This is a genomic window from Curtobacterium sp. VKM Ac-2852 (assembly GCF_013205045.1).
Classification (GTDB): Bacteria; Actinomycetota; Actinomycetes; order Actinomycetales; family Microbacteriaceae; genus Curtobacterium; species Curtobacterium flaccumfaciens.
This window is the reverse complement of sequence record NZ_JABMLI010000001.1, coordinates 1,262,431-1,274,393: the sequence shown is the minus strand read 5'-3', so window position 1 is coordinate 1,274,393 and position 11,963 is coordinate 1,262,431. Positions and strand designations below refer to the sequence as shown.

The following is an 11,963-nucleotide window of genomic DNA, read 5'->3' as shown; positions in this document are numbered from 1 at the left end:
ACCAGCTGGTCCGTCTCCGGCGTCACCGGACCGGCGGGCCGCGAGGCGCGGCGGCTCATCGGCGGGCGGGGATCGGGGGGATCGAGATCTCCTGCGTGGCGCCGCGGTCGACCCCGAGCACGGCGGCGACGGTGTCGGCGACGCGGTCCGGGTCGGAGAACAGCTGGAACGCGTGCACGCGCACGTAGTGCCAGCCGAGTCGGCGGAGCACCTCGGGACGCAGGCGCAGGGACTCGCGCAGCGATCCCTTGACCAGCGACGCATCGGTCTCGATCGTGACGCACACGCCGCCGTGCGCGGCGACGAGGCCGAGCTTGCCGCGGTGTCCGAGCGCCACCGGGATGCCACGCATCTCGAGGCGCCGGGCCAGGTCGACGAGCAGCGGGTCGGAGTCGTCCGGCACGTACTCGGCGGTGGTCCGGGCACGCACCTCGGCCAGGATCTCGGCGAGGGCGACGGTGCCGTGGCCCATGCGCTCGGCCTCGATGTCCGACGGCTGGAAGCAGGTGACGATGACCATCGAGCGACGCGCGCGGGTCATGGCGACCGCCAGCAGCCGCTCGCCGCCGGGCTTGCCGAGCGGACCGAAGTCGCGCAGCACGCGGCCGTGCGGGGTGCGGCCGTAGCCGATGGAGAACACGACGCGGTCGCGGCTCTGCGCCACCGATTGCTCGAGCGTCGCCACGATGAACGGCTCGGCACGGTCGCCGATCACGAACTCGGTCAGGTCCTTGTGGCCCTGGGCGGCGGTCAGCACGGCCTGTTCGACGCGCACGGCGTGCTTCGCCGATGCGGTGATGACCATGAGCGACTCGGTCGGACGGGTGCGGGCGTGGTCGATGACGAGCCGGACCACGCGGTCCACCTCGGCGTCGACGCTCTCGACGGCACCGGACTCGGGGTCCGGGACGGCCTTGCCGTCGCTGACGTAGTCGAGCGCGATCGACCCGTGGCCGAGGAACGAGCCGGCCCACGGCAGGGACTCGATCTTGCCGCCGTAGAAGCGACGGTTCACGAGCTCGGCGAGGTCCTCGCCGCCGGCGCGGTACGACCGCGACAGCGACAGGGTCGGCAGCAGGGTGGACAGCTTCGCCAGGGCGGAGTCGGCGTGGAACGCGTCGAGCGTGCCCTCGTCGACCTGCAGCGCCCGGTGCTCGGGGTCCACGGCGATGCGGAACGGCGACGGCGTCTGGGTGACCGGGTCGCCGAACACGACGGTCTGCCGGGCCCGACGGACGGCTCCGACGGTCTCGGCGATCGTCACGGCGCCGGCGTCGACCAGGATCACGGTGTCGAAGGGCATCGTGTCGGCGATCTGCGGCACCTCGTACGGGCTGGCGAGCCAGACGGGCGCGATCGACCGGGACAGGTGCGGTGCGGAGTCCTGCAGCAGACGCGAGGTGATCGCGCCGTCGCGGAGCTGGGTCTTGAGCGCCGTCGCTTCCTCGGGCCAGTCGACGAGACCGACCTTCCAGTTCTCGGCGAGCTGCCACGCGAGGCCCTGGGAGACCCCGGCCGCGTGGGCGTCGTCCACCAGGCGGAAGTCGGCCTCGACCCGGTCGAGCATGTCGGTGTTCGCGCCGAGCAGTGCCCGGTCGGACTCGAGCATGGTCTCGAGGGCGGACTGCCACCAGGCGAGCTCGAGCTCGGCCGGCACCTGCACGTCCGGCACGTGCCGGTTCGCCAGGTCGGTGATGAGCGGCTCGAGCTGCAGGTCGCGCAGGGTCTGCATGAGCTCGGTGCGCTCCTGCAGGTTGTGCAGGACGTCGGACTCGGCGGCGAGCTCGGCGATGGTCGGGACGAGCTGGTCGACCGGGGTGTTCGCGAGCTGGCGATCGCGCTCGGTGCGGCCCAGCGGCTCGTCGAGGCGCGCGAGGTCCTCGGCGACGTTCGAGAACAGCACCTGGACGTCGGCGATGCCCGTGGGCACCTCGGGGTTCACACCGGCGGCGACGTAGCGCTGCCAGAGCACCCGCTGCTGCTGGACGCGGGTCAGGGCCTCGTGCAGGTCGGACACGTGCACGCCCGGGCGGACGTACTCGCGGGCGAGCTTCTTGAGCCGGCGACGGTTCGTCGACGACATCGGGGCGCCCTCGCCGCGGGGGGCGGTGGCGGCCACGAGCTCGGACACCGAGCGGTCGAAGACCACCGGCAGGAAGCGGTCGAGCGTGTCACGGATCTCGGTGAGCAGGCGCAGGTAGATGCCGAGCTCGTTGATCGTCGTGAACTGGCGCATGTGCGTCGAGCTCACCAGGTCGTGGGCGCGGCGGAGCAGGGTCGGCAGGCCGTCGGCGTCGAGGTCCTTCGCGATGCGGTGCGCACGCTGGGCACCGTCGCTCGAACCGAACTTCGCGCCGTACCAGGGCGAGTCGTCGGGGCCGTAGCGGAACTCACCGAGGTTCGCGGCGCTGACCATCGTCTCGGCGACCCGCGAACGGCCGTCGACCATCGAGGCGACGGACTGCTTCGACAGGCGCGCGGTGGTCGAGGGGGCGACGGGCAGCAGCGACAGGCGCGACAGCTCCACCAGGCAGTCGAGCACCGAGACGCCGAAGTCGGGGTCCTTGCGGGTGAGCGATCCGCGGTAGTCCTTCAGCACCTTGCGCAGGCGGACCAGTGCGTCGTCGACCTCGCGGAGGTTCGGACGCGCGGCCTTCTCGTTCCGGGCGATGGCACGGACGACGTCGCGGCGCAGGGTCGACGGCGTGACAGCGACCCCGGGCAGCTGGACCTCACCGAAGCGAGCGGCGATGCCCCGCAGGGTCGCGCGGCGCGGGCTCACGACGAGCACGCGCTTGTTCGCGGCGACCAGGCCACCCAGGGCGTTCACGATGGTCTGGGTGCCACCGGTGCCTGGAAGGGTCTTCACGACGATGGAGTTGCCGGCCGTGATCTGCGCGATCACGTTCTCCTGCTCGTCGTCGGCGTCGAGCAGGAGCGTGTCGGTCTCCGGGCTGCGCTCGTCCGACGGGGTCTGCTCGACCGGGTGGTAGGACTGCTCGACCTGCCACTTCGCGCTCGGGTTGCCGGCGAGGGCGTCGAGCACGGGGTGCGACAGGTCGCCGGTGTCCTCGACCATGCCGGTCGCGACCTCGGCGAAGGTGGACACCACGAGGCGTGCGTGCACCGAGAAGCCGGGGATGTGCGCGGTCAGGCCACGCAGGCGGTCGATGACGGGGTTCGGCGTGAAGGAGCCGTCCTGCTGCGCGAGGGCCACGAAGGACTGCGCGTCGAGGATGACCCCGAACTGCTCGTGCAGCGCGTCGGCGAGGCCCGGGTTGAGCACCGGTTCGCCGAGCAGGCGCACCTCGAAGTCGCGTCCGTGCCGGCGGATCGCCAGGGGGCGCAGGAGCACCGGGCCGCGGAACTGCTCGTCGCCGTGCTTCCAGTCGGCCATGCCGATGCCGAGCTTCACGGCGTCGATGCCGCGCACGGTGGCGAGCTCGGTGCCCTTGGCCTCGACGTGTCCGGCGGCCACGCGGGCGGCACGGAGCGCCACCTCGTCGCGGATCAGGCTGGACAGCAGGGTCGTCTTGCCGGTGATGAACTGCGCGAGACCGCCCGGGTGGGTGGTCGAGAGCTCGATGCGGGCGCGCGGGTGGTCGCTGAAGTGCGTGAGCGGGCTCGTGCCGCCGACACCGGTCAACTGGGTGCGCCAGCCGTCCCACGTCGGTTCGGCCGCGTTGCCGGCCTGCAACCGCGGGTCGCCGAGGCTGATCGCCTGCGGGCTCGTCATCTGCAGCTCCGGGCGGAGCGTGCGGTCCGGCTCGTCGTCGGTCCGTTCCTGGTCCACGTCCTGCTGCTCGTCTCGATCGTCGTCGGGGCGCGCGCGGGCACCCTCGACGGGGACGTCGTCGTTCACGTCGTCCTCACCGTCGGTCACCCTGTCCGCTCGCCACACATCCGACACTGTAGGCGGAACCGGACGGCCTCTCTGGCAATGAACCGAGGTTTCGGGGTTTCCGCACGGACCTGACCGGCGTCAGACCCGACGTGCGGCGCGTCCGATCCGACGGCGGCCCCGTCCGGTGTGGTACCAACGGGGCATGGCCATCGACGACCGCACCGCTCCGTCCGCCCCCACGCCGAACCGGCGTCGATCGGTCCCCGCCGAGATCTCACGGTCGTGGCTGCTGGTGTCCGGCACCGCCACCGACCGGTTCGACAAGTCCCAGCGCTCCCGCGCCGACCAGATCATCCTGGACATCGAGGACGCCGTCGACCCCGCCGCGAAGCCCTCGGCCCGGCAGGGCGTCGCCGCATGGCTCGCAGGCGGCGGCGAGGCCTGGGTGCGCATCAACGACGTCACCACGGACTTCTGGGCGGACGACGTCGAGGAGCTCCGCGGCCTGCCCGGGCTGCAGGGCGTCATGCTCGCCAAGACCGAGTCCCCCGCCCAGGTCACCGACACCTGGCACCGGCTCGGCGGCCAGACGCCGGTGATCGCCCTCGTCGAGTCGGCCCTGGGCATCGAGGAGTCGGTGTCGATCGCCAAGGCGCAGGGCGCGTTCCGCCTGGCCTTCGGTTCCGGCGACTACCGCCGTGACACCGGGACCAGCGCCGACACGCTCGCGATGGCGTACCCGCGGTCGAAGCTGGTCGTCGCCTCGCGCGTCGGCGACCTGCCGGGTCCGATCGACGGCCCCACGGTCGGGTCGTCGCACCCGATCCTCCGCGAGCAGTCGCAGGTGGCCGTGTCGCTCGGCCTCACCGGCAAGCTGTGCCTGGACACCGAGCAGCTCCCCGTCATCAACGAGGTCATCTCCCCCACGCCGACCGACGTCGCCTGGGCGCAGGACTTCCTCGACGACTTCGAGGCCCGCGGCCGGGTCATCCGCGACGGTTCCGACCTGCCGCGGCTGGGTCGGGCGCAGAAGATCCAGCGGCTCGCACAGGCGTTCGGGGTCGAGGCGCGGTAGGACTGCACGCATGACCTGGTCCAACGTCCCCGGCCCTCCGCCGCAGTCCTCCTCCGGCCCCACGGACGCGCAGCGCGCGGCGTGGGAGCGCGGTGGCACCACGCTGTTCCCGCCGGCGAAGCTCGCCGACCGGATCTCGACGGTGCTGCTCCTGGTGTTCGGTGCCGTCATGACCGCGATCACGGCGGTCGTCGGCATCGTCGCGATCGCCTCGGCCACGGCAGAGTGCGACGCCTCGGCCGGGTGCACACCCGGTGGGTACTTCGGTGGCGCGGCCATCGCGGTCGGTGGCGCCTTCGTCATCGGGGTCGCCACGATCGTGCTGTCGATCGGCGCGTGGATCCGACGGAAGCCGTCGTGGTGGATCGCGGCGATCGGCTTCGTGCTCGCGATCGTCGTCATTGCCTGGGGCGGGGTCGTCTTCGTGAACGCCGTCGACAGCGGGTCCGGATCGTCGTCGGTGTCCGCCAGCGCCTGACCGACGCGCACGGACACCACCCTTCCGACCGGACACCGGTCGTCCGCCGCGTGTCGGGCCTGCGAACGCGTGTGCGTTCCGGCCTGGAGGCGCGGGTCGGGGCCGCCACGCGCCTCCGGTCCGGACCGGGGTAGCGTCCCGGGCATGGTGACGGTGTCGCGGACGACGGTCGCGGTGGTCGGTGGCGGCCCCGCAGGGGTCGTCCTCGGGCTGCTGCTCGCCCGCGCCGGCGTCGACGTGCGCGTGCTCGAGCGGCACGACGACTTCAACCGGGACTTCCGGGGCGACACGGTGCACGCCTCGACCATCCGGCTGCTCGACGAACTCGGACTCGGTGCAGCGTTCCGGGCGTTGCCGCAGTCACGCCTCGACGACTTCTCGCTGCCGATGCCCGATGGCTCGCGGCTGCTGCTCGGTGACTTCTCGCGTCTCGCACCGCCGTACGACCACGTGGCGATGGTGCCGCAGTGGGACCTGCTCGACCTGCTCGTGACCGCCGCCCGTCGGGAACCGTCGTTCCGCGTCTCGATGGGGCTCGCGGCGACCGGACTCATCGAGGAGAACGGGGTCGTGACCGGGGTCCACCTGCGGCCGAGGGACGGGGCCGGCGAGCCCGAGGAACTCCGCGCCGACGTCGTGATCGCCTGCGACGGACGGAACTCGGTGCTGCGTCGCGCCGCCGGGCTCATGCCACGGGCGTTCCGGGTGCCGTTCGACACCTGGTGGTTCCGGTTGCCTCGGCACCCCGGGGACGCGGCGAGCGCCCTCACCCCCGCGTTCTCGGACCGGGACGTGCTGCTCAGCTTCCCGCGGCCGGACTACCACCAGGTCGCGTACTTCGCGCCGAAGGGCTCGGACGCGGCCCTACGCGCCGCGGGGGTTGAGGCCTTCCGTGCCCGGGTGGCGCGGCTCCGACCGGACTTCGCGGACCGGGTCGACGCGATCGCCTCGATGGACGACGTGCACGTGCTCGACGTCCGCATGGACCGCCTGCGCCGGTGGTGGCGTCCGGGGCTGCTCTGCATCGGGGACGCCGCACACGCGATGTCGCCCGCCGGCGGGGTCGGCATCAACCTCGCGGTGCAGGACGCGGTGGCGACGGCGACGATCCTGGTGCCGGCGCTCCGACGGGGGCTCCGCGGTGGCGGCCTCGACCGGGCGCTCGCAGCAGTCCAGCGTCGTCGGACCCCGCCCGCAGCCCTGGTGCAGGCCGCGCAGGCGGTGCTGCACCGGGTCGTGTTCGAACGCGCCTTCGCCGGCCACCTGCAGGACGGTCCGCCGCTGCTCCCGGTGCTGCTCGCCCGCTGGGTCCCGCCGGTCCGGGGCCTCTACGCCCGCGGCATCGCGTTCGGTCCGCTGCCTGAGCACGCGCCGGAATGGGCTCGTCGGTGACCGGGGCTCGTCGGTGCGGGCGCCTCGTCGTGCGGGAACTGGGCGTCGGCGTCGGGGCCGGGCGCATGCTGGGCCGATGAAGCAACGAGTCATCGGAGACGTGTCCGTCAGTGCCATCGGTCTGGGCGGGATGCCCATGTCGATCGAGGGCCGGCCGGACGAGCGTCAGTCCATCGCCACGATCCACGCAGCGCTCGAGAACGGTGTCACGCTCATCGACACCGCCGACGCGTACCACCTGGGCGGCCACGACGAGGTGGGGCACAACGAGGAGCTCATCGCGCGGGCCGTCCGGGAGTTCCACGCCGACACCTCGGACGTGCTCATCGCGACGAAGGGCGGACACCTGCGCCCCGAGGCCGGCAACTGGGCGCAGAACGGGCACCCGGAGTACCTGAAGGAGGCGGCGAAGGCCTCGGCGAAGCGGCTCGGCGTCGAGCAGATCGGCCTGTACCAGTTCCACCGCCCCGACCCGGCCGTGCCGTACGCCGACTCGATCGGCGCGCTCGCCGAGCTGCTCGACGAGGGCGTCATCCGGATGGCGGGCATCTCGAACGCCGACCCGGACCAGATCCGCACCGCGAACGAGGTGCTCGGCGGACGCCTGGCGTCGGTGCAGAACCAGTACTCGCCGAAGTTCCGGTCGAGTGAGCCGGAGCTCGAACTGTGCGACGAGCTCGGCATCGCGTTCCTGCCGTGGAGCCCCCTCGGTGGCATCGGGAGCGCGGCGGACCTCGGGACGGCGTTCGAGGACTTCGCGTACATCGCCCGCGACCGTGGGGTCACCCCGCAGGTCATCGCGCTGGCGTGGGAGCTGCAGAAGAGCGACGTCGTCGTGCCGATTCCCGGTGCGTCGCGGCCGCAGTCGATCCTGAACTCGATCACGGCGCCGACCGTGCGGCTGCGGCCGGAGGACGTCGCACGCCTCGACGCCTCGCAGCCCGCGGCGGTCTGACGCCCGTCCCCCGTCCCCCGACGGGGGACGCACGACGCCCCGCCGCTCCTGGTCCAGGAGCGGCGGGGCGTCGTCACGTGCGGGGCTGCGCGTGGGACCGCTCAGCTCTTGGCGGGGCAGACCGCCGAGACCTGGTCGAGGGTGGTCTGCACCTCGGTCTGGGCCTTCTTGACCTCGGCGGAGTCCTCGGCCGCACCGGAGCGGATGGCGGAGCTGTAGCCCTTCGCCGCGCCGGAGAAGTCCTCGAACGTGTCGTGGACCTGGTCGTTCGAGACCTTCTTCAGAGCCGAGTCGATGCGCTGGACGAACTCGTCGACGAGCGCCGCACGGGCCTTCGGGTCGGCCGGGGCAGAGCTCGAACCCTGCTCCTTGAGGAACGACGCGAGTTCGTTCTCGAGCAGGGAGCAGGCTTCCCCCTTGGTCTGGGCGGGTGCCGCGGCGGCGGTCTTCGAGGCCGACGGTGCGCTGGACGAGCCCGAGTCGCCGCCGGAGCAACCGGCGAGCAGCGTGAGTGCGAGGCCGGCGGTGGCCAGCGCGATGAGCTTCTTGGGCATGGTGGAGAGTCCCCCTCGATCTGTCCGCACTCCCCCGGATGAGGTGCAGATCCGTCGTCGAGCGTACAGGGAACCTCCACAGGGACACCGGCGGCGGTTGTGGGCGACCGGCAGCCGGCCGGAGGCGGGTGGCGCGTACCGTCGAGGGCATGCGAGCCATCACGTTCGACGACGCTTCCATGTCCGTCACCGACCTGCCCGACCCCGAACCCGGCACGGACGAGGTCCTGATCGAGGTCGCCGCGGCCGGCGTCAACAACGCCGACCTGCAGCAGCGCGCCGGGAACTACCCGCCGCCGCCCGGGGCGTCGGAGATCCTCGGGCTCGAGGTCTCCGGCACGGTGCGGGCCGTCGGCGCGGGCGTCACGACCGTGGCGGTGGGCGACCGGGTGTGCGCGTTGCTCTCCGGCGGCGGGTACGCGGCACTCGTGGTCGCGCCGGTCACCCAGGTGCTGCCGGTCCCCGAGGGCGTCGACCTGGTCGAGGCGGCCGGACTGCCCGAAGCCGCGTGCACGGTCTATTCCAACATCGGCATGCTCGCCGGACTCCGCCCCGGGCAGACGCTCCTGGTGCACGGGGGCACGGGCGGCATGGGGTCGCACGCGGTGCTGTGGGCGAAGGCCCTCGGTGCGACGGTGATCGCGACGAGCGGCGGCGACCGCAAGGTCGCCGCGTCCCGTGACCTCGGCGCCGACCTGGTCATCGACCACCGCACGGAGGACTTCGTGGAACGCGTCATGGCGTTCACCGACGGTGTCGGCGTCGACGTCGTGCTCGACGTCGTCGGACCGTCCTACCTGGAGCGGAACCTGCAGGCGCTCGCCCCGAACGGGCACGTCGCGGTCATCGCCTCGGGCAGCGGCCGCACCGCCGAGCTCGACTTCGGGGTGCTCATGCGGAAGCGCGCGACCATCAGCGGCACGACCCTGCGCGCACGGCCGCTCGCCGAGAAGGCCGCCATCGTCGAGGCGGTCCGCTACAACGTCTGGCCACTGGTCGCCGATCGCCGGGTGCGCCCGGTCATCGACTCGGTGCTGCCCCTGGCCGACGTCGAGGAGGCCCACCGCCGCGTGCGCGACGGCGAGGTCATCGGCAAGGTGCTGCTGACGCCCTAGGCGTGCACGCGGGCGAGGAACTCGACGAGCGCCGGGTGCTGCGGGTGGTCGAGGACGTCGGCGGGGGAACCCTGCTCGACGACCTCGCCGCGGTGCAGGAACACGATCCGGTCGGCGACGTTCCGCGCGAAGTGCATCTCGTGCGTCGTCATCAGGATCGTCGAACCCTGTCGCTTCAGCTCCGTGACCAGGTCGAGCACCTCACCGACGAGCTGCGGGTCGAGGGCGCTCGTGACCTCGTCGAGCAGCAGGAGTTCCGGGTCCGACGCGATCGCCCGGACGATGGCGACGCGCTGCTGCTGCCCGCCGGACAGGCGGTCGGGGTACGCATCGGCGAACGAGGCGAGCCCGATCCGGTCGAGCAGCCGGCGAGCAGTGTCCTCGGCCTGGGCCCGTCCGATGCCGTGCACCTGGCGGGAGGCGAGCGTGACGTTGTCGAGCACGCTCATGTGCGGGAACAGGTTGAACTGCTGGAACACCACACCGATGCGCGCCCGCACGGCGTCGACGGCGATGCGCGGGTCGGCGATGTCCGTGCCCTGCAGCAGGATCTCGCCGTCGTCGATGCCCTCGAGCAGGTTGACCGTCTTGAGCAGCGTCGACTTGCCGGAGCCCGAGGCCCCGATGACGCAGATGACCTGGTGGCGGTGGACCGTCAGGTCGATCCCGCGCAGGACCTCGTGCTCGCCGAACGCCTTGCGCAACCCGCGCAGTTCGAGGACCGCGGCGTCCGTACCGGACGCACCACGGGCCTCCAGGCCGGCCTCGCTCATACGGTCCCTCCGATCTGCTCGCGCCGCTGCTGGCGACGCGCGATCGCGTCCGTGACGCGGATCAGCGGCAGGCTGATCACGACGAACAGCAGCCCGGCGACGAAGTACGGCGTGAAGTTGTAGGTCTCGGCCTGCGCGATCTGGGCGGAGCGGACCGCGTCGACGGCCCCGAGGATCGACACCAGACCGACGTCCTTCTGCATCGACACGAAGTCGTTCATCAGCGCCGGGGTGACCTTGCGGATCGCCTGCGGCAGCACCACGAGCCGCAGCGTCTTGGCGTGCGAGAGTCCGAGCGACCGGGCGGCCAGGCGCTGGGAGGGGTGCACGGCCTCCATGCCGGCCCGGAGCACCTCGGCGATGTAGGACGAGTAGGTCAGGGTGATCGCGATCGTGCCCCAGACCTCGGCGGGGAGCCGCGGGAACACCCCGAGCCCGGGGATGCCGTAGCCGACCAGGTAGAGCACGATGATGAGCGGCAGGCCGCGGAACAGGTCCGTGTAGCCGGTCGCGAGCATCCGCAGTGGGAAGAACACGGGGTTGCGCAGGCCTCGGACGACCGCGAGCAGCGTGCCGAAGACGGCGACGCCGATGGCGCTGAAGAACAGGATCCGGACGTTCAACCAGAGGCCCAGCAGGATGTCCGGGAACGTGTCGACCGCGGTCTCCGGGTCGAAGAACGACTGCTGCACCGCCGCCCACCCGGGGGTGTTCACGACGCCGAAGTACACGATGGCGAGCACGACCAGGGTGGAGACGACCGACACCACGACGGAGCGACGGCCACGCTGGCGACGGTAGAGCCGACGCTCGAGCTCGACCTGGCTCGGCGCGGGTGCGGCGACCGGGGTGCCGGCCCCTGCTGGCAGGGTCATCCGGTTACTTCAAGACCGGCGTACCGGTCTCCGACGAGAGCCACTTGGTCTGCAGGTCCTGCAGGGTGCCGTCGTCGTCGAGGGTCTTCAGGGCCTTGTCGACCTTGCTCGTGAGCTCCGAGTCCTTCGGCAGGACGAAGCCGAACTCGTCACCCTTGCCGTCGGACGGGAACTGCGCGGACACGGTGCCGTCGTCGAGCTGCGCCGAGGCCATGTAGAACGCCGTCGGCAGGTCGGTGACGATCGCGTCGATCTGCCCGGACTTGAGCGCGAGCACGGCGTCGTCGTTCGAGTTGAACACCTGCGGCGTGACCCCGAGGACGTCCTTGACGCTCGCGATGCTCGTCGAACCGGTCGCGACGCCGATGGCGTCCTGCTTGAGCGCGGCGATCGTGGTGTCGTCGGCGGCCTTCGACCCGGACGTCGTCACGACCGCCTGGGTCGTCGTGTAGTAGGCGCTCGACATGTCGACGGCCTTCTTGCGCTTCGCGTCGATCGAGAACTGCTGGACGTTGAGGTCCCAGTCCTTCGGCCCCGGTGCGATGGCGCTGTCGAAGGTGCTGCGCTTCCAGACGACGTCGGACTTGCCGTAGCCCATCTCCTTCGCGACGGCGTACGCCACGGCGGACTCGAAGCCCTTGCCGGACTCGGGCTTGTTGTCCTCGATCCAGGGCGAGTACGCCGGGTCGCCGGTGGCGATCGTGAGCTTGCCGTCGGTCACGGTGCCGTCGGCGTTGCTGCTGCCCCCGGCGGAGCAGGCCGACAGGGCGAGGGCGGCGACCGCGGCGGTGGCGACGGCGAGGGTGAAGCGGAGGTGACGGGTCACGGTCGGGCCTTCGTGCGAGGGGTGTGGGGGCAGGTCGAAGTGTACTTCGCGGTGGGATACCAACGCGAAACGGTGT

Annotated in this window: 10 protein-coding genes; 5 read left to right on the top strand and 5 right to left on the bottom strand. The window is 71.8% G+C overall.

Annotation, left to right across the window (positions count from 1 at the left end):
- Positions 1–55: 55 nt before the first annotated feature.
- Positions 56–3,736 carry an AAA family ATPase gene (locus tag HQQ79_RS06290; RefSeq protein ID WP_232536667.1) on the bottom strand — a complete coding sequence of 1,227 codons (3,681 nt, stop codon included), beginning with the start codon at positions 3,734–3,736 and terminating at the stop codon, positions 56–58.
- Positions 3,737–4,046: 310 nt separating this feature from the next.
- Here HQQ79_RS06290 and HQQ79_RS06285 point away from each other — a divergent pair, with 310 nt between their 5' ends.
- The 4 genes from HQQ79_RS06285 to HQQ79_RS06270 all read left to right on the top strand — a co-directional run bounded on the left by HQQ79_RS06285 (position 4,047) and on the right by HQQ79_RS06270 (position 7,744).
- On the top strand, positions 4,047–4,919 hold the full coding sequence (locus HQQ79_RS06285; RefSeq protein WP_017887994.1) for a CoA ester lyase: 873 nt from the start codon (positions 4,047–4,049) through the stop codon (positions 4,917–4,919).
- Between the two features lie 10 nt (positions 4,920–4,929).
- Positions 4,930–5,397 (top strand): DUF6264 family protein, encoded by a 468-nt coding sequence (locus tag HQQ79_RS06280; protein ID WP_111058095.1) that lies wholly within the window; start codon positions 4,930–4,932, stop codon positions 5,395–5,397.
- 144 nt (positions 5,398–5,541) lie between these two features.
- On the top strand, positions 5,542–6,789 hold the full coding sequence (locus tag HQQ79_RS06275; RefSeq protein ID WP_173033009.1) for an FAD-dependent oxidoreductase: 1,248 nt from the start codon (positions 5,542–5,544) through the stop codon (positions 6,787–6,789).
- A gap of 76 nt (positions 6,790–6,865) precedes the next feature.
- Entirely contained in the window at positions 6,866–7,744 is an 879-nt protein-coding gene (locus HQQ79_RS06270; protein WP_111058093.1) for an aldo/keto reductase, read from the top strand.
- A gap of 101 nt (positions 7,745–7,845) precedes the next feature.
- Here HQQ79_RS06270 and HQQ79_RS06265 read toward each other — a convergent pair whose 3' ends face one another.
- Entirely contained in the window at positions 7,846–8,298 is a 453-nt protein-coding gene (locus HQQ79_RS06265; RefSeq protein WP_173033007.1) for a hypothetical protein, read from the bottom strand.
- Positions 8,299–8,447: 149 nt separating this feature from the next.
- Between HQQ79_RS06265 and HQQ79_RS06260 the strand changes: the two genes are divergently transcribed.
- Complete coding sequence (locus tag HQQ79_RS06260) at positions 8,448–9,413, top strand: NAD(P)H-quinone oxidoreductase (RefSeq protein ID WP_173033005.1); 966 nt, start codon at positions 8,448–8,450, stop codon at positions 9,411–9,413.
- Here HQQ79_RS06260 and HQQ79_RS06255 read toward each other — a convergent pair.
- The 3 genes from HQQ79_RS06255 to HQQ79_RS06245 are packed head-to-tail and all read right to left on the bottom strand — an operon-like array spanning position 9,410 to position 11,887.
- A complete protein-coding gene (locus tag HQQ79_RS06255; RefSeq protein WP_173033003.1) occupies positions 9,410–10,186 on the bottom strand; it encodes an amino acid ABC transporter ATP-binding protein in 777 nt (258 codons plus the stop codon). The two genes, HQQ79_RS06260 and HQQ79_RS06255, sit on opposite strands and share 4 nt — an antisense overlap.
- On the bottom strand, positions 10,183–11,061 hold the full coding sequence (locus HQQ79_RS06250; protein WP_173033001.1) for an amino acid ABC transporter permease: 879 nt from the start codon (positions 11,059–11,061) through the stop codon (positions 10,183–10,185). Before HQQ79_RS06250 ends, HQQ79_RS06255 begins: the two co-directional genes overlap by 4 nt.
- A 4-nt stretch (positions 11,062–11,065) precedes the next feature.
- Positions 11,066–11,887, bottom strand: a complete 822-nt coding sequence (locus HQQ79_RS06245) for an ABC transporter substrate-binding protein (RefSeq protein WP_027466573.1) — start codon at positions 11,885–11,887, stop codon at positions 11,066–11,068.
- Between the last annotated feature and the right edge of the window lie 76 nt (positions 11,888–11,963).

What these genes read in the sequence shown, in the direction of transcription:
- HQQ79_RS06280 (WP_111058095.1), top strand. Translation starts at nt 4,930, where the DNA reads ATGACCTGGTCCAACGTCCCCGGCCCTCCGCCGCAGTCCTCCTCCGGC.
- HQQ79_RS06290 (WP_232536667.1), bottom strand. Translation starts at nt 3,736, where the DNA reads ATGACGAGCCCGCAGGCGATCAGCCTCGGCGACCCGCGGTTGCAGGCC.
- HQQ79_RS06285 (WP_017887994.1), top strand. Translation starts at nt 4,047, where the DNA reads ATGGCCATCGACGACCGCACCGCTCCGTCCGCCCCCACGCCGAACCGG.
- HQQ79_RS06275 (WP_173033009.1), top strand. Translation starts at nt 5,542, where the DNA reads ATGGTGACGGTGTCGCGGACGACGGTCGCGGTGGTCGGTGGCGGCCCC.
- HQQ79_RS06250 (WP_173033001.1), bottom strand. Translation starts at nt 11,061, where the DNA reads ATGACCCTGCCAGCAGGGGCCGGCACCCCGGTCGCCGCACCCGCGCCG.
- HQQ79_RS06260 (WP_173033005.1), top strand. Translation starts at nt 8,448, where the DNA reads ATGCGAGCCATCACGTTCGACGACGCTTCCATGTCCGTCACCGACCTG.
- HQQ79_RS06255 (WP_173033003.1), bottom strand. Translation starts at nt 10,186, where the DNA reads ATGAGCGAGGCCGGCCTGGAGGCCCGTGGTGCGTCCGGTACGGACGCC.
- HQQ79_RS06265 (WP_173033007.1), bottom strand. Translation starts at nt 8,298, where the DNA reads ATGCCCAAGAAGCTCATCGCGCTGGCCACCGCCGGCCTCGCACTCACG.
- HQQ79_RS06270 (WP_111058093.1), top strand. Translation starts at nt 6,866, where the DNA reads ATGAAGCAACGAGTCATCGGAGACGTGTCCGTCAGTGCCATCGGTCTG.